Consider the following 23,447-nt stretch of genomic DNA (forward strand, 5'->3'; position numbering starts at 1 on the left):
TCACCGCCCGCCCTGTTGAAGCGGACTATGCCGCCGACGCGCTCCGTTTGCCGACCGTGGCGACAGCTTAGAACCAGGGCCCGCCCGCCAGGGTCCGGCCGGCAAGCACCCATGGCGTCGCCGAGCCGACAGAGACGAGGGCGGAAATAACTGCTTCCAATTGACCGCAAAACGCCCGCTCAAAATAATGAATTCGAATTTAATTGGGAACGCGATGCGTGCCAATTACCGTTCATTTCGACGGCATCTCAGTAACATCCAGACACATTTCGACATCGATGACTTCGCATTACTTGATACCCAAGACAGCGGCGACCACCACCATGCACCCCTATCGCATCGACGCATCGACTTCACATTGAAACGGGCCCCGAGCTGACCCGGACAGTCGGCCTTGCCCGGCGATTCCGGAGGCTCGGTGGCGCGGAGACCGGGGGCGATGCGCCTCGCGTGAGCCTGCTTAAGAGAAACGCACGATGTCACAAGCCGACATGATGAGACCCACGGGCAGTCACGCCGACGGGCAACGCGACGACGGCGGCGGCGAAGGTCTGGTCCGGTCCGCGTCGATCAGTCCGGTGGCGCCCGCCACGGCGGATCCGGCAGCCCTTGCCGCGCATAGGCGCTTCGCCGACCGCGACGTGGCCAAGACCGGTGACGAACGCCCCGGACGGCCCGGTTCCCGTGACGAGCGCCAGCCCGACAATCCGACAGGCCCGGACGAGATCCGCGCCGCGCCAGCCGAAAGCCAAGCCAAGAACGGCGCGCCGGACGATCCGGACACCATTCGCCGGAAGCGCAGGCCGGCCGTCCTGGTCATCGGCAGCCTGGTCCTGCTGGGCGTCGTTCTCGGCGGATCTTACGTCTGGTATGCGGGCCGCAATGTCGAAAGCACGGATGACGCCTTCACCGATGGCCGGGCCGTCACCATCGCGCCGCAGGTCTCCGGCAACGTCGTTTCGCTGGACGTGACTGACAATCAGTTCGTCCACAAGGGTGATCCGCTGATCCATATCGATCCCAGCGCCTACCGGGCGGAACGGGATCAGGCCCAGGGGGCGCTCGACGCGGCCAAGGCGCAAGTCGCCGGCGAACGGCTCTTCGCCGAAATCGCCCGCAAGAATTTTCCCGCCCTGCTGCAGCAGGCCCAGGCGCAGTTGCAGACCGCCAGGGCCAATCTGGCTCGCGCCCAGGCGGACTATAGCCGGCAACATAGTCTGCCGAGGGCGGCGACCACCCAGCAGGATGTCGATGCCGCGCTGGCCACGCTGCGCCAATCCGAGGCGCAGGTCCTGCAGGCGGAAGCCCAGGTGCAGCTGAATTCACCAGTCGCGCAGCATATCGGCCAGTCCGACGCGCAGGTCGCTCAGCAACAGGGGCTGGTCGAGCAGGCCCAGGCGCGGCTCGATCAGGCCGCGCTCAACCTGTCCTGGTCGGTCGTGACCGCACCGCAGGACGGTTGGGTGACCCGGCGCAATGTGGACGTAGGCACCCACGTCACCCCCGGCCAGCAGATCTTCTCGATCGTCTCCCCGGATGTCTGGGTGACCGCCAATTTCAAGGAAAACCAGCTCGACGCGCTGCGGCCGGGCCAGCGTGTGACGATCCAAGTCGATGCCTATCCCGGCCTCGATCTGCGCGGCCATGTCGACAGTATCCAGCTGGGGTCCGGCTCGAAGTTCACGGCCTTCCCGCCCGAGAACGCCACCGGCAATTTCGTCAGGGTGGTTCAGCGCGTGCCGGTCAAGATCGTCATCGACAGCGGGCTCGATCCCGCATTGCCGCTGCCGCTCGGGATATCGGTGGTTCCGACGGTGACGGTGCGATGAGCAGCGCATCGACCGACACCGGCGCGGACTGGACGCCGCGCCACAATCCGTGGCTGATCGCGGTCTCAGTGACGCTCGCGGCTTTCATGGAGGTCCTGGACACCACGATCGTCAACGTCGCCCTGCCGCATATCGCCGGCAGCCTTTCGTCGAGCAGCGACGAGGCGACATGGGCCCTGACCTCCTATCTGGTGGCGAATGGGATCGTGCTGACCATCTCCGGCTGGCTGAGCGATCTCCTGGGGCGCAAGCGCTATTTCCTGATCTGCATCGCGATGTTCACGCTATGCTCGTTCTTTTGCGGGACCGCCACCAGTCTGACCGAGCTGATCTGCTTCCGCCTGCTGCAAGGCTTCTTCGGCGGGGGCCTGCAACCAAGCCAGCAATCGATCATCCTGGATACGTTTCCGCCGACCAGGCGCGCCGCCGCATTCGGTCTCACGGCGATCGCGACCATTGTCGGCCCGATCCTGGGACCGACGCTCGGCGGCATCATCACCGATCAATCGACCTGGCGCTGGATCTTCTTCATCAACGTGCCCATCGGCATCCTCGCGGTCTTCCTGAATTCCATTCTGGTCGAAGACCCGCCATGGCTCAAAACCAGGAAGAGCCGGGGGTTCGACTATATCGGCCTGTCGCTCATCACGCTCGGCCTCGGCTGCCTGCAGATCGTGCTGGACCGCGGCGAAGACGACGACTGGTTCGGTTCGCCCTTCATCGTGACCACCGCGGTTCTCGCCTTCCTCGGCATCCTCGGGGCGATCGGCTGGCTGCTGACGGCGCGCAAACCGATCGTCAATCTGGACGTCTTCAAGGACCGGAACTTCGCCGCTGGCTGCGCGATGATCGCCGCGATGGGCAGCATCCTCTACGCCAGCTCGGTCGTGATCCCGCAGCTCGCGCAGCAGGTTCTCGGCTACACCGCGACCTGGGCGGGGCTCATACTCTCGCCGGGCGGGCTCGTCGTGATCATCCTCATTCCGCTCGTCGGGCGCCTGATGACCGTCGTCCCGCTGCGGTTCATCGTCGCCGCCGGCTTTTTCCTGCTGGGCTGCGCGCTCTTCGTCTCGAGCCATCTGGCGCCGAACATCGATTTCCCGACATTGGTGATGATGCGCAGCCTCCAGTCGGCGGGGCTGGGATTTCTGTTCGTGCCGATCAGCACGATCACCTATCTGTCCTTGCCGCGCGAACTCAGCGGCGACGCGGCGGCGCTGTTCTCGATGGTCCGCAACGTGTCCGGGTCGATCGGGATCTCCACCGCGACCTCGCTGATCACCCAGCGAAGCCAGGTCCGGCAGTCCTATCTGTCCGCTTGGGCCTCGCCCTTTCATGAGCCCTACAATGCGCTGGTGAGCGAATATGAGCGGGCCTTGGCGGCGATGGGGCATGCGCTCGGATCGGTCCATGGCATCGCGGTCGGCAAGGTCTACCAGGCCTTCCAGACCCAGGTCGCCCTGCTCGCCTATTCCGACGTCTTTCTGCTGTTCTCCGTCCTCGCCTTCTTCGCCGTTCCCTTCTGCCTCCTGCTATCGGCCAAGACGGCCGCTGGCGGCGCGGGCGTCAGCCACGAGATTTGATCATGGTCAGGAAGCTCCGTGCCGCAGCGGTGATGACGGGCGCTATCGCGCTGGCTGCATGCAGTGTCGGTCCGAATTTCGTTCCGCCGGATCCGGCCTTGCCGCAAGGCTGGTTTTCGGGTGGAGCGGCCGCGCCGGCCGGCTCCGCGGTCACCAGCACCGAGGTCCTCCAGCCGGTCGACCCCGCCTGGTGGCAAGTTTTCCACGACGCGACGCTCACCTCGCTCGAGCGTCGCGTCGCCGACGCCAATCTCGATGTGAAGACCGCCACCGTACGCCTGGCGCAGAGCCGGTTTCAGCGCGGCGTCGTGGGCGCCGCCCAGCTGCCGGGCCTGGATGTCAGCGGCAAGTATCAGCGCGAACAATATAGCCAGCAGGGCGTTGTCAGCCTGCTCGACGGCCTGCTCGGCCCGTCGGTGCCGCCGATCAGCGACTTCACCGTCAGTTTCGATGCGGCCTGGGAACTCGATCTGTGGGGGCATGTCCGCCGCCAGGTCGAAGCGGCGGATGCCCAGGTCCGGTCCTCCGAGGAACAGCGGCGCGGCGTGCTGGTTTCGAGCCTCGCCGAAACCGCGCGCGACTATATCCAGCTGCGCGGCACGCAGACCCAGATCAGGATCGCCAAGGACAATCTGAAGATCCAGCAGGATATCCTGCAATTGACACAGACCCGCCAGCAGCGGGGGCTGACGACCAGTCTCGATGTCGAGAACGCCGCCGCTCAAGTCGAAGCCATCCGCGCCCAGCTGCCGACCTTGGAACAGCAGGAAGCGCAAGGGATCAACGCCTTGAGCTTGCTGCTCGCCATGCCGCCCAATGCTCTGCGCGGCGAGCTCGCCAGCGCCAGGCCGGTGCCTCCGACGCCGGCGCGGGTGCCGGTCGGCATTCCCTCGGAGCTTGCCCGCCGGCGCCCGGATATTCGCGCCGCGGAGGCGCAACTTCACGCGGCCACCGCCGACATCGGCGTGGCGGTGGCCGCCTTCTATCCAACCGTGCAACTGAACGGCGCGGTCGGTTTCGACGCGCTCGATCTCGGCAATCTCTGGAAGGGCAGCGCGCTCCAATACAATATTGGTCCGAGCATCTCGATGCCGATCTTCCAGGGGGGCCGGCTGAAGGCGACGCTGGAACTGCGCAAGCAGCAGCAGCAGGAGGCGGCGATCGCCTATCGCAGGACGGTGCTGCAAGCCTGGCACGATGTCGTCAATGCGCTTGTCGCCTACCGGACCGAGCAGCAGCGGCGCAGCCGGCTGGCGCGGCAGGTCGAGCACTCGCGCCAAGCCTTGTCGCTGGCCCGTATCCGCTACAGCGACGGCGTCGCCGAGTTCACCATCGTGCTGGACACCGAACGCACATTGCTCCAGGCCGAACAGCAATATGCCGAGAGCACGACCAAGGTCTCGATCGACCTCGTGCAATTGTACAAGGCGCTCGGCGGCGGCTGGGAAATGACGTTTCCGGCGCCGCCGCCCGCACCGGCGACGGTCGCCGACGCCTCGCCGTGAGAACCGGCAGCCTGGATCGGAGCCGGGGCGAGCCCGGCGCAATGTCCCAGATGTCTGGTCCCGGCGCCTGCGCCGCGGATCATTGCCGACGGCCGGCAAGGACGACGGTTGTCGGCATCGGCCGCCGCGCGGCTTCCGGCGCCGGGCCCCGCGGCCGTCCGTCAGATATTGGCATTCCAAGGCACCAGGACTTCGCGATAGCCGTTCGCGGTCCTTTCGACATGGGCGAGAGCCGGGAACGGGTAATGGAAGCCCTGAACCAGCATCTTCTCGGCCACCAGCATGTCGTAGACCTTGCGGCGCGTCGCTTCCGCCATGACCGGGTCCTGGTCGATCGCGGCGTGCCAGCCGGGATTGGCGACGAACAGCACGGGGACATGGGCCACGTCGCCCTGGATGAAGACGCTGCTGGCGCCCGACGACAGAACGAAGGACGTATGCCCGACCGAATGCCCCGGCGTCGCCACGGCGGTGAGCCCGGGCACCACCTCCTTGCCGGCATCGTAAGGCGTGACATTGCCGCCGAGCGCGCCCAGAATCCGGCGCGTATTGCGGAACAGGCCCTCGATCCGGCCCTTCGGCGCCCGGCTCATCTCGCCGTCGTCCATCCAGTACTTCAGCTCGGCCGCCGGCACGAAGATCTGGGCATTGGGGAAGGCCGGCTTGCCGTCCGCGGTGAGCAGGCCGTCGACGTGATCGATGTGGAAATGCGAGATCACCACGGCATCGATCGCCGAGCGGTCGAGGCCCGCGGCTTTCAGGTTGGTCGTGAATTGCCCGATAATGCCTTTGCTGCGCTCGAACGCGGCATCGCCGAGGCCGGTGTCGATCAGGATCAGCTTCGACCCGGTATTGACGACCACAGGTGAAAAGGGAACCGATAACGCATCGGTGCCGCGGAAAGCCGCCGCGAGCGCCGCCTTCACCTGCTCGGTCGGCACATTCGTCACGAAGTTTTCGACCGGGAATGGCAGCGCGCCGTCGGCGATGACGCTGACCTCGAACGCGCCGACCTTGTAGCGATAGAAGCCGGGCGCCTGCTTGCCGACGATGGGCGCGGCCGCCCGAGCCGCCGTTGGCTGCGACAGGGCGGCGCCCGCCGTCATCATCGCTGCACTGCCAGACAATACGGCGCGGCGGGTCAGGGTCATGGGATGTCCAGTGCGACGGCAATAGCGCGGAAACGGCTCCAGACTGTAGGCAAGGCCGCGCCATTTGCAACCGAGGGTGATCCGGCCTGCACGCCGGCGCGACATCCCTGACGCGCCTGGCGTTCCTGGTCCAGCGTCGCTGTTCGGTGATTATGATGGCGCGCTTTCCGCGAGTGGATAAATTCGTGGATATCCGGGACAAGCCCGGGCAAGACGAGAATTGTCTTTGGAATGACAGGTGCCGGGCCGGCCGAGCGCAAAAGCCGCGCCGTGGCCCTGCACACAGCGAGGCCAACGCATCGTCTTGCCCGCGCTCGTCCTGGCATCCACCAATTGTTGCACCAAGATCAACAGGTCACCATCACGGTGCAACGATACTAAGCCAGCGAAGGCCGGAGCAGGACCGGCGTCGACTTATAGGACGGGGTTCCCGACTTCTCGTCATAGTGATCAAGCGCGACCAGGACGTTCGCCTCGGGGTAATAGGCGGCAACCGAACCCTCGGCGATCTTGTAGGCGACCGCCGTCAGGCCGCGCATGACGCGTTCGCCCGATGCCGATCCGGCATCGGGCACGACCGCGATATCGACCCGATCGCCATGCTTCAGCCCGCGGCTGGCGAGATCCCGCTCGTTGACGAACAAGACGTCGCGCCGTCCCGAAATGCCGCGGTAGCGATCGTTCATGCCATAGATCGTCGTGTTGTACTGATCATGGCTACGGATCGTCGTCAGGGTCAGCGCCGCGCCGTCGGCGACCGGCGGGTCCGCGTCGAGCCCCGGGAAAACCAGAAAGTTCGCCCGCTTCGTCGGGGTGAGCCAGTGCCGCTCCGACGCGGCGACATAGAGCCGGAAGCCTCCGGGCTTGCCGATGCGTTCGTTGAAGTCGCGGAAAGCTGGAAAGACATCCTCGATCGCGTCACGGATCTTGCCGTAGTCGGCGACCAGTTCGGCCCATGGCACCCGCGTCGCCGGCAATGTCGCCATCGCCAGTTCGGCAATGATCGCCGGCTCCGATTTCAGGTGTCCGGAAGCGGGTTTCAGGCCGCCGCGCGAGGCATGCACCATCGACATCGAATCCTCCACCGTGATCGACTGCGGACCTGTCGCCTGGACATCGCGCTCGGTCCGGCCGAGGCAAGGCAGAATGAAGGATTGTCTGGCCAGCAGCAGATGCGAGCGATTGAGTTTCGTGGCGATATGAACCGCCAGGTCGAGATTGCGCATCGCCTTGAAGGTGACCTCCGGATCGGACATCGCAACCGCCAGATTGCCGCCGAGACAGACCAGGGCCTTGGAACGTCCGTCCCGGATCGCCTCGACGGCTTCGACGGCGTTGTGGCCCTTGTTGCGTGGCGGCTCGAAGCCGAAGACCCGCGCGATCGCATCGAGCAGTTCGTCGCTCGGGATTTCGGTAATCCCGACCGTCCGGTCGCCCTGCACGTTCGAATGGCCGCGCAGCGGCGAGATGCCGGCGCCCGGGCGCCCGATATTGCCACGCAGCAGCAGCAAATTGGCGATCTGCTGGACATTGCCGGTGCCGTGGCGATGCTGGGTGATGCCCATGCCGTAATTGATGATGACCCGTTCGGCCTTGGCATAGATTTCGCCGGCCTGCTCGATGTCGGCGCGCGACAGGCCGGAGGCCCGTTCGATCGCGCGCCAGGAGGTTGCCTCCAGATCGGCCAGCAGGGCGTCGATGCCGGTCGTATGGCGCGTGATGAATTCGCGATCGAGAACCGCCGGGCCGCCTTCCGCCACGCTCTTCGCGTCGAGCGCGATCAGCGTCTTCATCATGCCCTTGAGAACCGCGACATCGCCGCCGACCTTCACCTGATAATAGGACGACGCGATGGGCGTGGCGCCGAGCGTCAGCATTTCGACCGGGCTCTGCGGCGCGGTGAAGCGCTCCAGCCCGCGTTCGCGCAGCGGGTTGAACACGATGATCGGCACGCCGCGCTTCGAAGCCTCGCTCAGCGTCGTCAGCATGCGCGGATGATTGGTTCCCGGATTGTGGCCGATGCAGAAGATCGCGTCGCTATGGTCGAAGTCTTCGAGGGTGACGGTGCCCTTGCCGACGCCAATTGATTGCGGCAGGCCGACGCTTGTCGCCTCGTGGCACATGTTCGAGCAGTCGGGAAAGTTGTTGGTTCCATATTCGCGCGCGAACAGCTGGTAGAGGAAGGCGGCCTCGTTCGAGGCGCGTCCGGACGTGTAGAACTCCGCCATGTCGGGCTCGGGCAAGGCGCGCAACGCCGCGCCGATCTGGGCGAGGGCCGCATCCCAGGACGTCGGCAGGTACCGATCCGTCGCCCGATCGTAAACCATGGGGTGGGTCAGCCGGCCCTCGTTCTCGAGGTCGAAATCCGGTCGGTTCCAGAGCTCGCCGACCGTGTGGGCCGCGAAGAATTCCGGGGTCGTCCGCTTGCCCGTGGCTTCCCACGACACGGCCTTGGCGCCGTTCTCGCAGAATTCGAACGACGAGGTGTGTTTCGGATCGGGCCAGGCGCATCCTGGGCAATCGAACCCGTGCGGCTGGTTCATGGTCAGAAGACCACGCGTCTCCCGTGCCACGGCCATTTGCCCGCGAACCGCGTCGGCGACCGCCTTGAGCGCGCCCCACCCGGCCGCTGCGCCGTCATAGTCGGCGACCCCTTTGACATCGTCTTCGCTCATCGAACTCTCCTTCGTCAGGGTCCGCGGCTGTCCCGACCGCGCATTCGGAAAGCCCGAACAAGGCCTGGAACGGCGAAGGCAACGCGACCCGGCAAGCTCTCCTTGCGCGATCCTCGACGCGGCGAAGCAACAGAACGCCTCTGCTACGCCATACGGGCTCAAGCAAAAGCATTTATTCGCCACGCGGCAATACCGCGTGCATCAGAATTCATCCTCTGCGATTGGCGTTGGCAATTAAATTGGAATTTAGAAAGCTCAATGCGAGTTGTATTCGAGCATTCCGATCGACGGCGAATGCCAATGCGATCAGCTCCGAACAATAAAAGCGTATTTAATTGGGACATCCGGTCGGGCCCGATAGCTTCCCGGCATCAAGGCCCGAGGCGGCGGGAGCCATCCACAGCGAGATGGTTGGCGGTCCGGGCCCTGTCGCCAGGCGTTCAAGAGCACAGGATCGCGCCCGATGTCCGATAGTCTTGCACCCGATGTCATCGTCGCCAATCTCATCGAGATCGGGACCGCCAAATCGCGGCACGGCGTGCGCGATCTTCTGATCCGCGGCGCTCTCGCAGGGGCCTTGCTCGCATTCGGCACCAGTCTCGCCTTGACGGTGTCGGCGCAAACCGGCCTGCCGTTTGTCGGAGCGTTGGTATTCCCGGTCGGCTTCGCGATGGTGGTCGTGCTCGGGCTGGAACTGCTCACCAGCAATTTCGGCGTCGTGCCGCTGGCCGTGCTGTCGCAGCGCGCGACGACGGGCCAGATGCTGTCGAACTGGGTCTGGGTGTTCGTCGGAAATCTGATCGGCGCGCTGCTCTACGCGGCGCTTCTCTATCTCGTGTTGACCGAGGCGGGACACACGCCGGCCGGGACGCTCGGCGACCAGATCCGCGTCCTGGCGGAGGCCAAGGTCCTGGCCTACGAGCCGAATGGCGATGCCGGCCTGCTGACCGCCTTCGTCAAGGCGATCCTGTGCAATTGCATGGTCTGTCTCGGCATGGTGATGGGCAACGCCTCGACCTCGACGACCGGGCGCATTCTCGGCTGCTGGCTACCGATCTTCGCCTTCTTCGCCATGGGCTTCGAGCACTCGGTGGTCAACCTGTTCGTGATCCCGCTGGGCATGGCTTTCGGCGCCCGGATCAGCCTCTACGACTGGTGGTACTGGAACGAAATCCCGGCGCTCGCCGGCAATCTGGCCGGCGGCTTCGCCATCAGCCTCGCGCTCTATGTCACCTACCGGCCCGGCCGCTCCGATCGACCGGGCTCGGCGGTCGTTCAGCGTCCCGTCCCGTCGTTCGGGGCGGACCCCATGACCGGACAGCTGCCGTGACCGGCGGCGCGAGAACCGGCCCCCACCCCTGATTTGCGGCGAGACCGTCACGGAAGGAGAGCGCCATGAAACGCGCATGGATCGTTGCGATCATCGCCGCCGGCCTCGGCTGCGGCACGGCCTCGGCGCAGGTGCGCGGCGCGAGCAGCGCGCCGGCCGGCATGGGCACGACCTCGCCGCTCGGCGGGCCGGCGGGTTCGCCGGTCCAACCCACGGGCATTCCGATGGGCGCGACCGAACTGGCGACGCCGGGCCTCAGCCCGATCGTATCCCCCTCGCCGTTCGGCCTCACCTCCAGTCCCACGTCGGGAAACTCAGTCTGCGTCAGCGTCCTGAGTTCGACGTCGCAGACCTCGGCCGCGCTGTTCGACGGCGGCATGGCGGCGGGTGGGCCCAGCACTTGCGCGGCGACGACCGGCACGGCGTCGGGTTCGGCCGTCACGACCTCGCCGATCGGACGCTCCGGCGTGCCGCTCGGATCCACCGAAATCGCCAATGCCGGGCTCAGCCCGATGTCGCCGCTGCCGGCTCTCGTCATACCGCCGACCGCGTCGTCGACGCTGAACGCCATCGTGACCTGCCCGAGCACCGGCGCATCGCCGACGCCGACGTCTTCGAACGGCATCTCCATGCCTTCGACGGTCGCCTCGACCGGATGCTGAACCAACGTCCCTCACGCGAGAAGCCGTCCATGACCCGGAAAACCATTGTCACCGCCGCCTTGCTGACCGCCGTCCTGGCGGCCGGCGGCGTCCTGTACGTCACGCATGACCGGCCGTTCCAGGCAGCCGTTGCGGCGACGGCGCCGGCCTTGCCGCCCGCCGTGCCGGTCGTCGCCGGCGCCGTGAAGAGCGCGGACGTCCCGATCTATCTGCGCGGCGTCGGCACGGTCATCGCCTACAACACCGCCATCGTGCGCAGCCAGATCCAGGGCCAGCTGACCCGGATCGCATTCACCGAGGGGCAAACCGTCAAGCCGGGAGATCTCCTCGCCCAGATCGATCCCAGACCCTATCAGGCCCAGCTCGATCAGATGAACGCCAACCGGCTGCGCGATCAGGCCCAGCTGACCAATGCGCTCGCCAATCTCGATCGCTATACCCAGCTGCTGGGCAAGGGCTACGCGACCCAGCAGCTGTCCGACACGCAGAAGGCGCAGGTCGCGCAGCTGCAGAACGCCGTCAAGGCCGACGACGCGCTGATCGAGCAGGCCAGCGTGCAGCTCGACTATACCCGGCTGACCGCGCCGATCCCCGGGATCACCGGCGTGCGCCAGGTCGATGTCGGCAACATCATCCACCCGACCGATCCTAACGGCCTCGTGGTGGTGGCGCAGATCGAGCCGATCTCGCTGATCTTCACGCTGCCGCAGGCCGAGCTGCCGCAAATTCAGGCGCAGATGGCCAAAGGCCCCCTGACGGTCATTGCCTATAGCCAGGACGGCAAGATCAGGCTGGATGAAGGCAGGCTCCTGCTCATCAACAATCAGATCGTCCAGACGACCGGTACGATCCAGCTCAAGGCCGAGTTCTCCAACACCGCGCATCGTCTCTGGCCCGGCCAGTTGGTCAATGTGCAACTGCTCGTCGACACCCGGAAGGACGGACTGACGGTTGCCGCCGCGGCTGTGCAGCAGGGTCCGAACGGCGCCTATGTCTATGTGATCTCGCCAGCGGGAACGGTGGAGCTGCGGCCGATCACGGTCGCCCAGATCAGCCAGGGACAAGCCCTGATCGACCAGGGCCTGCAGGCCAACGAGACCGTCGTGGTCGACGGTCAGTACCGGCTGCAGGAAGGCAGCCGCGTCCAGGAGCTGCACGGCAAGGCCGCCGACCAGGCCGACCTGCAAAGCGCGGTCGAGAGGGCCATCCCGTGAACCTCTCGGCACCGTTCATCCGCCGGCCGATCGCGACGATCCTGCTCATGGTCGGGCTGCTTCTCTGCGGCCTTGCGACCTACCGGCTGCTGCCGGTCGCCGCGCTGCCCAATGTCAATTACCCGACGATCCAGATCTCCGCCCAATTGCCGGGCGCCGATCCGCAAACCATGGCGTCCACCGTCGCGACGCCGCTCGAGCAGCAATTGAGCCAGATCCCCGGCGTCACCCAGCTCACCTCGTCGAGCGCGCTGGGCGTCACCTCGGTGACCGTCCAGTTCGAGCTCGCGCGAACCGTCGACAGCGCCGCGGTCGACGTCTTGTCGGCGATCAATGCCGCAAGTCCCTATCTGCCGCTCAACATGCCCTACCCGCCGACGATCCGGAAGGTGAACCCGGCCGAGACGCCGATCCTGCTGCTCGCGCTGACCTCCACCTCGTTGCCGCTCACCACGATCGACGCCTATGCCGAAAACATTCTCCTGCCGAAGATTTCGCAGATTTCCGGGGTCGGCCTCGTCGGTATCGGCGGCCAGCAAAAGCCGGCGATCCGCATCCAGGTCAATCCGCAGGCACTGGCGGCCCGCGGCATCGGCCTCGAAGACGTTCGCAACGTGATCGGCCAGGCCAATGTCGATCTGCCGAAGGGCACGCTCAACAGCCCGCGCCAGACCTATACGCTCAATACCAACGATCAACTGCTGAAGCCGGAAGCCTATGACGACATGATCGTCGCCTATCGCAGCGGCTCGCCCGTGCGCATTCGCGACATCGGCAAGGCGATCGAAGGCCCGGAGAACAATCTTCTGGCCGGCTGGTACAACCGGCAGCGCGCCGTCATCCTGGCGGTCCAGCGGGTGCCGGGCGCCAACGTGATCGAGACCGTCGATCGCATCAAGGCCCTGCTGCCGCAGCTGGAAGCCTCGCTGCCCCCGGCCATCAAAGTGTCGGTCGTCGCCGACCGGACGCTGACCATCCGCGCCTCGGTCGCCGATGTGCAGTTCACGCTGATGCTGACCATCGCGCTGGTGGTGATGGTGATCTTCCTGTTCCTGCGCAATGTCTGGGCGACCGTCATTCCGGCAGTGACGGTGCCGCTGTCGCTGGTCGGCACGTTCGCGGTGCTCTACGTCCTCGGCTACAGCCTGGACAACCTGTCGCTGATGGCGCTGTCGATCGCGGTCGGCTTCGTCGTCGACGACGCGGTCGTGGTGATCGAGAACATCGTGCGCTATCTCGAGCAGGGCCTCAGCCCGATGGAGGCCGCGCTCAAAGGCTCCCAGGAGATCGGCTTCACCATCGTCTCCATCACGCTGTCGCTGATCGCGGTGTTCATCCCGCTGTTCCTGATGGGCGGCTATGTCGGCAAACTCTTCCAGGAGTTCGCCATTACGATCTCGGTTTCGCTGATCATCTCGCTCGTCGTTTCGCTGACGCTGACGCCGATGATGTGTTCGCGCCTGTTGAAAGACGAAGCGCACAGGCAGCACGGACGGCTCTACCGGCTATGCGAATACGGCTTCGATGGCCTGCTCGCGCTCTATGAGCGCGGCCTGAAGATCGTCCTGCGGCATCGTCTCATCACGCTGACGGTAATGCTCGGCACGATCGGTCTCACCGGCTATCTCTATACGGTCATTCCAAAAGGGTTCTTCCCGCAGCAAGACACCGGCATCATCCAGGGCATTACCGAGGCGGCGCAGGACATCTCGTTTCCAGCCATGGCCCAACGCCAGCAGGCGCTGGTCGAGACCGTGCTGAAAGACCCGGCGGTTGCCGGGGTCACCAGCTATATCGGACCCGGCGGGCCGACCGCGACGCTCAATCAAGGGCGCATGTTCATTATCCTGAAGCCCGAAAGTGAACGGACCGCCAGCGCCGACCAGATCATCACCAGGCTGACGCCGGAACTGGCCAAGACCCAGGGCATCACCCTCTACATGCAGTCCGCGCAGGACATTACGATCGGCGCGCGGCTGTCGAAAACCCAGTTTCAATACACCCTGACCGATGCCGACTCGACCGAACTCGCGCATTGGGCCGCCGTCTTCCTCGAGAGGCTGAAGGCTTCGCCCGTCATCACGGATGTCGCCAGCGACCAGGCCAATGCCGGGCCCATGCTCAACGTGGCGGTCAATCGCGAGGTCGCGTCGAGTTTCGGGATCCTGCCCTCGACCATCGACAACACGCTCGACGACGCCTTCGGCCAGCGCATCGTGTCGACCATCTTCACCGAGCTCAACCAGTACCATGTCGTGCTCGAGGTCGATCCGCGCTTCCAATATGGCCCGGAAGCGTTGCGGGATATCTATGTCGCCTCGTCGAGCGGCCAACAGGTGCCGCTCAGCACGCTGGTGAGCAGCAAGATCCAGGCGGCGCCGATCGTCGTCAATCACCAGGGCATGTTCCCGTCCGTCACGCTCTCGTTCAACCTGAAACCCGGGGCGGCGCTGGGCGACGCGGTCGCCGCCATCCAGAAGATCGAGCAGGAGACCGGCAAGCCCGCTTCACTCGCCACCTCGTTCCAGGGCAATGCCCAGGCGTTCCAGGCCTCGCTGTCCGGCACCCCCTTGCTGATCGGCGCGGCGCTGGTGGTGATCTACCTCATTCTCGGCATCCTCTATGAAAGCACGATCCATCCGCTGACCATCCTTTCGACCTTGCCCTCGGCCGGCATCGGCGCGCTGCTGCTGCTGATGGCCGTGCATATGGACCTGAGCGTGATCGCCATGATCGGCATCATCCTGCTCATCGGTATCGTCAAGAAGAACGGCATCATGCTGGTCGACTTCGCGCTCGAGGTCGAACGGCACGAAGGATTGGCGCCCGAAGAATCGATCTACCGCGCCTGCATCATGCGGTTTCGGCCGATCCTGATGACCACCATGGCGGCGCTGCTCGGCGGTGTGCCGCTGATGCTCGGCAGCGGCACGGGTGCGGAGCTCCGCCAGCCGCTCGGCTACACGATCGTCGGCGGGCTGCTGCTGTCCCAAATCCTGACGCTCTATACGACACCGGTGGTCTATCTCTATCTCGACCGGCTCGGAACATGGCTCAAGCGAAGCAATAAACGCCCAGAGGGGAATGCGACTGCCCCAGCAGAATAGAAACCGTCGTCAATTGGCCGATCGGACCGCGGTCCGGTCGGCCGATTTCGCATCATTTCTTGTGAAATATAGCAGATCCATTTCTGAATATTAATTTAGTGGTCCACGCTTCTGGCGATCCTATACTTTTTGAATTCGCATTCCCGACCTCGCCAGGAACAAGAGCTATGACCCACATTTCGCGTCGTGACATGCTGGCGGCGACCGCCGCCGGCGGTGTTCTCACCGCTGCGACGGCCGCGGGCGCCCAGACCGGTCAGCCGATGCCGCAGCCGCGGCGTCCCGGACACGGCGGCACCGATCCCGGCCCGCGCAACCTCGCCCGAGACGCGCAGAACCCCGATCTGCTCGTGCCCCCTTCCACCGACCACGGCACGCTGCCCAATCTGCGCTTCTCGTTCTCCGACGCTCATATGCGCCAGGAATCCGGTGGCTGGACGCGCCAGGTCACGGTCCGGGAACTCGGCGTTTCCAAGACCATGGCCGGCGTGAACATGCGGCTGAACGCCGGCGGTATTCGCGAGCTGCATTGGCACAAGGCCGGCGAATGGGCCTACATGCTCTACGGGACCGCGCGGATCACAGCCATCGATGCCCAGGGCCGGAACTTCGTGGACGACGTCGGCGTCGGCGATCTCTGGTATTTTCCGTCGGGCATTCCCCATTCCATCCAGGGGCTGGGTCCGGACGGCTGCGAGTTTCTGCTGGTATTCGACGACGGCGAATTCGACGAGGACAATACCTTCCTGCTCAGCGACTGGCTCAAGCATACCCCCAATGAGGTGCTGGCCAAGAATTTCGGTGTTCCCGGTCCTGCCTTCAGCCACCTTCGGGATCCGGAAGAGCTCTACATTTTCGCGGCCCCGGTGCCGGGATCGCTCAGCGCCGACAAGATCGCCGGCGCAACCGCCGTGCCGGAAAGCTTCAGCCACAAGATGCTGGCGCAGGAGCCGATCCGGACCGCGAGCGGAACGGTGCGGATCACCGATACCAGCGTGTTTCCGGCCTCCGCGACGATCTCCGCGGCCCTGGTCGAGGTCGAGCCGGGTGGCATGCGCGAACTCCACTGGCACCCGAATGGCGACGAATGGCAGTACTATATCGAGGGCCAGGCCCGCATGGGTGTGTTCGCCGCGTCGGGCCAGGCGCGGACCTTCGACTTCCTGCCCGGGGATGTCGGTTATGTGCCCTTCGCCATGGGTCACTATGTCGAGAACACCGGCACGACGCCGCTGCGTTTCCTGGAGGTCTTCAAGAGCAGCTACTACGCCGATGTGTCGCTTGACCAATGGCTGGCGCTGATACCGCCGGAGCTGGTCGGCGCCCATCTGAATCTGGACCCGCGGGTGATGGCCGCGCTGCGCAAGCGCAAGGTTCCCGTCGTACCGGCCTGACACGCCCGGGCCGTCGGCCGGACAGGCGCCGATCCGAATGCGCCGCGGGCCGGCGGACCGCGGTCCGTCGCAAGCGCACGCTTCATGGCGACCTGTCTCGCATCACGACCGGCCGCGAGTCTCGCGCCGGCATGCAAGGCGCCCTCGCCGCCGGTCCGGAATCCAGGGCGGGAGGTTGGATCCCGACGCGGCCGCACCTCGATCTCACGACCCTTATGTCATTGTAAAATATCATTTAATTGTCAATTCCGGCGCACCGCCCCATCTTAGACGTGTCGACGGCGGACACCTCCCGACGACACCGAAATCAGCCCCCTCCGGCCCGGCGTGTCCCTTCCCACCGGACTTTCGAATGGAGACCATCATGAAGAAATTGCTCGTAGCCGCGACCATGCTCATGCCGCTCGTCATCGCGGCCCCGGCCTTTGCCCGCGGCATGGACACCACGACCCGCCATGCGCAGACCCATTCGGTCGCCAGCTACGCGAAGAGCCAGCCGCGGGAATTCAGCGCGCATCGCGCCGGCAACGGCTATCCGGGCGGCGAGACCCCGCTCGACCATAGCCTGATCCAGCGCGAAGCGGTGCCGTCCTCGGCCTTCGGTTCATCGAGTTGAAGCCGGCGCCGCCCGGCTCGTCTTATGACAGCGCCCGGGCGCCAGCCCCGGCGCTGTCATAGCCTGGGAGCCCGGCCGATGCGCCGGCATCCTGCAACCCAGGCGTCGTCGTCGCCGAAAACGCAATGGCCGGGTGGTCGCCATTGCCGGGTCGGGATCTTGCCGGCCTCTTCGGCGGACACCTCCCGCCGACACAGGGCAACCGTCCCCAGGGGTCGCCATGCCCTCCCTCGCCGGGGTTTCCACGGAGGATATCATGGAGAAATTCATTCTTGCCGCCGCGTTGCTGGCGCCGCTCGTCGTGGCTGTCCCGGCCTTTGCCCAGGGAGCCGGAGATGCCGCAGCCTTCATCGAGACGCCGCCGGCCACCACCCGCATGCCGAACCGGCCGCGCGAGTTCACCTCGCAAAAGGCGCATGCCGGCCGCCCCGCCGGCGTTACCGATCTCGAGCGCAGCCTGATCCAGCGGGAAGTGGTGGTCGGAACCCCCAGCGGCGCGCAGTGAACCGGGCCGCCGATCCAGGACGAATGCCGGAGCAGAACTCCGGCGTTCCCGCCGCCGAGGTTCAAGCACGCGCGCCAGGAGGATCCCGAGATGGCGGTCTATTCACCACAAGCCCTCAGCATCGTCATGCTCGCTCTCGGAGGCCCGGTTTTCTTTTTCATGGCTGCGCGGGACGCATCCTCGCAAAGGCCAATGGGGCCGAGCGGGCCAGCGCCCAGGACCGCGAGCCATGTCGTTGCGGTGGCGGATGCTCCGACGCCTATCCCCGCGGGCCTGGAAATGCCGGGCGCCGGTCGGGACGGCGCCCAGTTGTTCGACCGGACCTGCCTGCCAGGCCATGCCGCGCCGGGCCTCTCCGCACCGGTCGAGGTCATCGCCACGCCCGGAGACAGCCCGCCGGGCCGGGACCGATGCTCGCTCATCGCCAGCCTGCACCATCCGCGCGGCATTTCGGCCACCGGCTTCGCTGCGCTGCCGGCGGCGAAAGAGGGCTCCGGCCGAGACCCGGCGGAACCCTGACCAGGGGCGCCGATTGCCGGGAACCCAAGGGCCGCCGCGCGACGGATGAGCACCGTCAGAACGAATTCTCGCGAGGCCAGCGACCTGGTCCGCGGTCCCCGGCCACAGGGCGGCGCAAGTTCATCGAGCGCCCTGTCACAGGGCCCGGCTCGCCTCCCCCGTCGCGACAGGCTCGGGGCGTGCGATCTCGCCCGCCACCATCGGCCTGGCCAGTCCGAGATGATCGCGAAGCGTTCTTCCGTCGTAATCCCGGCGAAAAATGCCCCGCGCCTGGAGTTCGGGCACGACGGCATCGACGAAATCCTCCAGGCCGCCGGGAAGATAGGGCGGCAGGATGTTGAACCCGTCCGCGGCGCCGTTCTCGAACCAGGTCTGCAGGCGGTCCGCTATGGCCTGCGGCGTGCCGACGACCGTGTGATGACCCGCGCCATTGCAGACATGTCCGTAGAGCTGCCGGACGGTCAATCCTTCCCGCTTCGCGAGATCCAGCAAGAGCCGCTGCCGGCTTCTGTGGCTGTCGGTCACCGGCAGGTCCGGGACAGGCTCATCGAGGGGATAGATCGACATGTCGACGCCGATCAGCGTCGAGAGAATGCCCAGGCCGGCCTCCGGATGGATCAGGTCCAGCAGCGCCTTGTGCTTGGCACGCGCGTCAGCCTGGGTCTTGCCGACGAACGGCTGAACCCCCGGCAGGATCTTCAAGCTGTCGGGATTCCGGCCGAGCGCGGCCGCGCGTCCCTTCAGCTTGGCATAAAAGGCCTGCGCGTCTTCGATCGTCTGGGCCGCCGAATAGACGACGTCGGCGGTGGCGGCGGCGAGGTCCAGCCCTTCGTCGGAGGCTCCGGCCTGGAACAGGATCGGATGGCCCTGCGGCGAGCGCGGAATGTTGAGCGGCCCCCGCACCGAGAAATGCGCGCCGCGATGGTCCAGGACGTGCAGCTTCGCGGGGTCGAAATAGCGTCCTGTGGTCTTGTCGCGGACAAATGCGTCATCGTCCCAGCTGTCCCACAAGCCCTTGACGACCGTCACGAATTCGCGCGCGCGACCGTAACGGGAGGCATGGGTCGGATTCCTGTCGCGGCTGAAATTGCGCGCCTCGCCGTCGGTGAACGAGGTCACGACGTTCCAGCCGGCACGGCCACCGCTGAGGTGATCGAGCGAGGCGAATTTCCGGGCGACGTGATAGGGCTCGTTATAGGTCGTGGACGCCGTCGCCGCGAGGCCGATGCGCGATGTCGCGGTCGCCAGCGCCGACAGCAGCGTCAGCGGCTCCAGATGGACGGCGATGGGCGACCGGCTGAGCTGGTCGGTCGTCTCCCGGTCGCGCAGCCCGACCTGGTCGGCGAGGAAGAGCACGTCGAACTTGCCCCGCTCGGCCGTTTCCGCGAGACGACGGTAGAACGCGAGGTCGTGATCCCCGCCGAGAATGGCGTCGGGATGGCGCCAGCCGGCCGTGTGATGTCCGTTGGCGTGCAGCAGGGTTCCAAGATGCATCCTCCGGGCCGACGCGGCCGGAGCCTCGGTCTTCCTGGTCGTATCGGCGGGACCGGCCATTTCGGCTCCTAGAAGAACGAAGCGGAGGGAAGCGGGGTGCCATTGACCACATGGTCGCCGAGCGCGCGCGCCTTGTAGGAGATCGGGTTGTGCGACGAGATCGTCCGGATGTTGCGCCAGTGACGGTCGAGGCGCTGGCTTTGCTTGGCCGCCGATGCGCCGCCGACCTCGAAAAGCTGGTTCGCCGCGCCGAGCGCGAGTTCGTCGATGACGACCTTGGATTTCGCGGTGCGCAGCGCGGCCTCGGTGAACAGATCCCGATCGAGGCGGCCGTCGATCGCGGATTGGAACGCCTGGCCCAGCGCATCGGCTGCGCGCAGCACGGTCGCCTCCGCCACGTAGGCGACGCTGGCCAGACGCCCGATCGTCTGCTGCAGCAGGGGATCATCGGCCGGCCGCGACGCAACCGCATGGTAGTAATTGCGGTCACGGCGCTTCACCAGGCCGGAGGCGTCGGTGACGACGCTGCGCAGGATGCCGGCAATGATGGCTGTGAGATAGAGCTGCGCGAACGTCGCCTGGAACGGCAGCGCCACATCCTCCTCGGCGATGAACAACACGTCGTCCTTGTCCACGGCGACGTCGGACAGGGTCGTGGTGCCGCTCGCGGTCAGGCGCTGGCCGATGCCGTCCCAGTCGTCGGCGACATCGACGCCCGCCCGGTCGACCGGAATGAACGCGGAGGCCGACCGGCCATCGGGCGTGCTGGCGTTCACGGCAATGAAATCCGAATAGAAATTGCCGGTGCTGTAATATTTCGTGCCGTTCAGCACGAAGCCCTCGCCTTTCGGGTCGAGCCGGGTGTCGCCGCGGAAATCACCGATGTTCTGGGTCCCGAGCTCGCTCGCCCCAAGCCCGATGAGCCGGCCGTCGCGGACGTGATCGAGCCACCTGCGATATCTGGCATTGCCGGGGGTGCGCAGCGCCTTTTCGACGAAGCCGAAATGATTGCGCAGGATATGCGGAATGTTCGAATCCGCCTCGGCAAGGTCGATCACAAGCCCGAACAGGTCCGGCAGCGAAGCGCCCCCGCCGCCCTGGCTTTGCGGCAGCCTGAAGGCCCCGAGCCGGGCGGAGCGGATGAGATCGATCGCCTGGCGGGCCGGCACGTCCCGCCGCTCGCGGGCCTCGGCATCGACCGCGATCGCCTGGATCAACTGGCGCAGAACCGGCGAACCGACGGTGACGACCGGCGCTTCGGCCTGCGCGGCAATGTTGAGATCGACTTGGCCCATGGGAATTCTCTTTCGGATCGAGGGTACGGCCAGATGCCTCGGCGCCTGGCCCTGCTAAGGAAAAATCAGGCGGAGAGAGGCAGGCGCGCGTCGCCGCCGCGAAAGGCCCGCGCGTCACCGGACGCGGCCGGCCCGGCATGCCTGGGCGGTCGCGCCAGGCCGAAGTGATCCCTGAGAGTGGTTCCGGAATAGCCGCTGCGGAAAATGCCGCGTTGGCGCAGCAAGGGCACGACGTGGTCGACAAAGGCCTCGAGCCCCGAGACGATCACGTCGGGCATGACATTGAACCCGGCAATGGCGCCGGAGGCGAACCATTCGCCGATATCGGCGGCGATCTGCTCCGGCGTGCCCACCACGATCCGATGGCCGGTGCCGCCGCCCTGCGCGCGAATGAGCTGGCGGACGGTCAGCCGCCCCCGCTCCGCCAGCGTCAGGGCGCCCTTGAAGAAGGTCTGCATGCCGTCGACGGGCAGTACCAGATTGTCGGGCAGCGGCTCGTCGAGTGCCAGGGATTGCGGGTCGACCTGAAGGATGCCGGCCAGCCGGCCGAGGCCGTAGTCGATCGGAACGAGGTCCCAGAGCTCCTGCTCGCGGCGGCGCGCCTCCTCCTCGGTGCTGCCGATGACGGTGACGAGGCCGGGAAAGATCAGGATATCGCCGGGGCCGCGGCCATGGGCCGCGGCGCGCGCCCTGAGGTCGGCGGCATAGTCGATCGCGTCCGGCAGCGCATGGGCGACCGAGAAGACCGCATCCGCATGGCGCGCCGCGAAATCCTTGCCGTCGTCCGACCCGCCAGCCTGGACCACGATCGGCCGTCCCTGCGGCGGCCGGGGCACGTTCAGCGCACCCTCGACGGAAAAATGGGGCCCGGCATGCCGTATCGGATGGATCTTGGCGGTATCGAGGAAACGTGCGGAGACCTTGTCGCCGACGAAGGCGTCGTCCTCCCAGCTGTCCCAGAGCGCCTTGACGACATCGGCGAACTCCGCGGCCCGTTCATAGCGCACATGGTGCGCCGGCGGTTTGGATATGCCGAAATTGAGGCCGGCCTGGCGGTCCGCCGTCGTCACGATGTTCAGGCCCGCCCGGCCGCCGCTGGCATGGTCGAGCGAGGCGAACCGGCGCGCGATGTTGTAAGGCTCGTTATAGGTCGACGAAGCAGTGGCGATCAGCCCGATATGACGGGTCGCGGCGGCGATCGTGGCAAGGGTGATCGTCGGCTCGAGCGACTGAAACGGCCGGTATTCCGGCCGGTCGGACAAGGCCGGAAAGTCGGCCAGGAACACCGAATCGAAGGTTCCCCGCTCCGCGAGCTGCGCAACGCGGACGTAGAATTGAACATCGGCATAGTCGCCGGGATTGGAGGCCGGCCAGCGCCAGGCCGAGGCGAAGGTCCCGGCATTGAGGAAGTTCAGGTTGAGATGGAGCTGTCTGGGTTTCGTCATCGATCTGTTCCGCCATTGGCCGACCGTTTCAGGCGCGGCGCATGCATGAGCGCGACGACGCGGCGGGTCGCCGCGTCCTGTCCGGACGCTCAGGCCGAGGGAGAGGTGGCGCCGTTGAATTTCTGGCTGAACTCGACGTCCACCCTGATCTTCTTCGGAATGTCCCCGGACTCCTGCAGGACATCGGCGATGCGCTGCTCGCGACGGATCAGGTCGGCATCCAGGGTGGCGAAACGCGAGGCGGCGTTGGCGGCATAGAATTTCGCATCCTCGGGGGTCTGCTTCAGCTTCTCGATGTAGATGCGCTCAACCGCCGGCAGATTGGTGGCGAACCAGTCCCAGTGCCTGCGGACGCGCGTGAGGAATTCATGGATCGCCGCCGACTTGGCGGGATCGCGAATGACCTCGCCGCGCGCCGTGAAGACATTCAGCGAGGGGATCTCCAGGTCGTCGCTGCGGACCAGGATGCGCGCCTGGCCATTGGCGATCGACCGGTGCACCGGCCCGGGCGACCCCGAATAGACATCGGCGCGACCGGCATTGAAGGCGGCCGCCGCGGCATGCTGGTCGACCAGCTGCACGGGCTCGATGTCGCTGGCCTTCAGGCCCGCCTTCAGCCGCGTCAGCACATATTGCAGGTAGTTGAAGCCGCCGAAATTATAGGCCCATTTGCGCCCGCGCAGATCCTCCAGGCCATTGATCCGGGCATCGGCGCGCACGACCGTGACGATCGGCGGGAAGGCCTTGTCCGGATTGCGCCACCCCGCCACGATCTGCAGCGGCGCATTCTCCTCGGTCCACTCCAGTCGCGAGCGGCCTTGCTCGATGATCAGCGAAGTATCGCCCATGTGGCCGATATCCAGCGCCTTCGAATAGAGGCCGGAGAGCTGCGCCGCCGGTCCGGGCAATACCGCCCATTGCAGGTCGAATGGCAGGCCTTCGAGAACGCCTGACGCCGTGACGGTTTCCTGGATGGAAATATCCTGGAAGCCGACGACGAGCCTGGTCCGGGCATTGGCTCGTCCGAGCGACGGCGTGGCGAGGCTTGCGGCCAGGGTGGACGAGGTCACGATGAACCGGCGTCGGGAAAAGCGCATGGACAGTCTCCGAGAATGGGATGGTT

At 65.9% G+C, this 23,447-nt stretch carries 16 protein-coding genes; 10 read left to right on the forward strand and 6 right to left on the reverse strand.

What is annotated here, in order from left to right; genetic code table 11:
• Positions 1-491 precede the first annotated feature (491 nt).
• Genes AC07WJ_RS00665 through AC07WJ_RS00675 form a run of 3 tightly spaced genes read left to right on the forward strand, consistent with a single transcriptional unit; the run spans position 492 to position 4,917 of the window.
• The gene (locus AC07WJ_RS00665; protein WP_494932601.1) at positions 492-1,829 is read left to right on the forward strand and encodes an HlyD family secretion protein; all 1,338 of its coding nucleotides are present in this window, start codon (positions 492-494) and stop codon (positions 1,827-1,829) included.
• Complete coding sequence (locus tag AC07WJ_RS00670) at positions 1,826-3,412, forward strand: DHA2 family efflux MFS transporter permease subunit (RefSeq protein WP_494932602.1); 1,587 nt, start codon at positions 1,826-1,828, stop codon at positions 3,410-3,412. The genes AC07WJ_RS00665 and AC07WJ_RS00670 overlap by 4 nt, the downstream gene beginning before the upstream one ends.
• A gap of 2 nt (positions 3,413-3,414) precedes the next feature.
• Positions 3,415-4,917: an efflux transporter outer membrane subunit gene (locus AC07WJ_RS00675; protein WP_494932603.1), complete on the forward strand. Its 1,503-nt coding sequence runs from the start codon at positions 3,415-3,417 to the stop codon at positions 4,915-4,917.
• A gap of 161 nt (positions 4,918-5,078) precedes the next feature.
• Here the strand turns inward: AC07WJ_RS00675 and AC07WJ_RS00680 are convergent, their stop codons facing one another.
• Together AC07WJ_RS00680 and AC07WJ_RS00685 are read right to left on the reverse strand one after the other, a co-directional pair.
• Positions 5,079-6,068: an MBL fold metallo-hydrolase gene (locus tag AC07WJ_RS00680; RefSeq protein ID WP_494932604.1), complete on the reverse strand. Its 990-nt coding sequence runs from the start codon at positions 6,066-6,068 to the stop codon at positions 5,079-5,081.
• A 377-nt stretch (positions 6,069-6,445) separates the two neighbouring features.
• Positions 6,446-8,743, reverse strand: coding sequence for an FdhF/YdeP family oxidoreductase (locus tag AC07WJ_RS00685; protein ID WP_494932605.1), 2,298 nt, complete (start codon positions 8,741-8,743; stop codon positions 6,446-6,448).
• A 463-nt stretch (positions 8,744-9,206) separates the two neighbouring features.
• Between AC07WJ_RS00685 and AC07WJ_RS00690 the strand changes: the two genes are divergently transcribed.
• The 7 genes from AC07WJ_RS00690 to AC07WJ_RS00720 all read left to right on the forward strand — a co-directional run bounded on the left by AC07WJ_RS00690 (position 9,207) and on the right by AC07WJ_RS00720 (position 17,571).
• A complete protein-coding gene (locus AC07WJ_RS00690; protein WP_494932606.1) occupies positions 9,207-10,073 on the forward strand; it encodes a formate/nitrite transporter family protein in 867 nt (288 codons plus the stop codon).
• Positions 10,074-10,138: 65 nt separating this feature from the next.
• Positions 10,139-10,735 carry a hypothetical protein gene (locus AC07WJ_RS00695; protein WP_494932607.1) on the forward strand — a complete coding sequence of 199 codons (597 nt, stop codon included), beginning with the start codon at positions 10,139-10,141 and terminating at the stop codon, positions 10,733-10,735.
• Positions 10,736-10,764: 29 nt separating this feature from the next.
• Positions 10,765-11,949, forward strand: coding sequence for an efflux RND transporter periplasmic adaptor subunit (locus AC07WJ_RS00700; protein ID WP_494932608.1), 1,185 nt, complete (start codon positions 10,765-10,767; stop codon positions 11,947-11,949).
• The gene (locus AC07WJ_RS00705) at positions 11,946-15,056 is read left to right on the forward strand and encodes a multidrug efflux RND transporter permease subunit (RefSeq protein ID WP_494932609.1); all 3,111 of its coding nucleotides are present in this window, start codon (positions 11,946-11,948) and stop codon (positions 15,054-15,056) included. The genes AC07WJ_RS00700 and AC07WJ_RS00705 overlap by 4 nt, the downstream gene beginning before the upstream one ends.
• Before the next feature lie 167 nt (positions 15,057-15,223).
• On the forward strand, positions 15,224-16,450 hold the full coding sequence (locus AC07WJ_RS00710; protein WP_494932610.1) for an oxalate decarboxylase family bicupin: 1,227 nt from the start codon (positions 15,224-15,226) through the stop codon (positions 16,448-16,450).
• 364 nt (positions 16,451-16,814) lie between these two features.
• Positions 16,815-17,066: a hypothetical protein gene (locus AC07WJ_RS00715; protein ID WP_494932611.1), complete on the forward strand. Its 252-nt coding sequence runs from the start codon at positions 16,815-16,817 to the stop codon at positions 17,064-17,066.
• Between the two features lie 256 nt (positions 17,067-17,322).
• Positions 17,323-17,571, forward strand: a complete 249-nt coding sequence (locus AC07WJ_RS00720) for a hypothetical protein (RefSeq protein ID WP_494932612.1) — start codon at positions 17,323-17,325, stop codon at positions 17,569-17,571.
• 654 nt (positions 17,572-18,225) lie between these two features.
• Here AC07WJ_RS00720 and AC07WJ_RS00725 read toward each other — a convergent pair.
• The 4 genes from AC07WJ_RS00725 to AC07WJ_RS00740 form a co-directional block, all read right to left on the reverse strand.
• Positions 18,226-19,644 carry an LLM class flavin-dependent oxidoreductase gene (locus AC07WJ_RS00725; protein WP_494932613.1) on the reverse strand — a complete coding sequence of 473 codons (1,419 nt, stop codon included), beginning with the start codon at positions 19,642-19,644 and terminating at the stop codon, positions 18,226-18,228.
• An 8-nt stretch (positions 19,645-19,652) separates the two neighbouring features.
• Positions 19,653-20,879: an acyl-CoA dehydrogenase family protein gene (locus AC07WJ_RS00730; RefSeq protein WP_494932614.1), complete on the reverse strand. Its 1,227-nt coding sequence runs from the start codon at positions 20,877-20,879 to the stop codon at positions 19,653-19,655.
• A 65-nt stretch (positions 20,880-20,944) separates the two neighbouring features.
• Positions 20,945-22,324 (reverse strand): LLM class flavin-dependent oxidoreductase, encoded by a 1,380-nt coding sequence (locus AC07WJ_RS00735; protein WP_494932615.1) that lies wholly within the window; start codon positions 22,322-22,324, stop codon positions 20,945-20,947.
• Positions 22,325-22,413: 89 nt separating this feature from the next.
• Positions 22,414-23,421, reverse strand: coding sequence for a PhnD/SsuA/transferrin family substrate-binding protein (locus AC07WJ_RS00740; RefSeq protein ID WP_494932616.1), 1,008 nt, complete (start codon positions 23,419-23,421; stop codon positions 22,414-22,416).
• Positions 23,422-23,447: the final 26 nt, after the last annotated feature.

The sequence above is a fragment of the Phreatobacter sp. GW821-FHT04C01 genome, assembly GCF_059420385.1.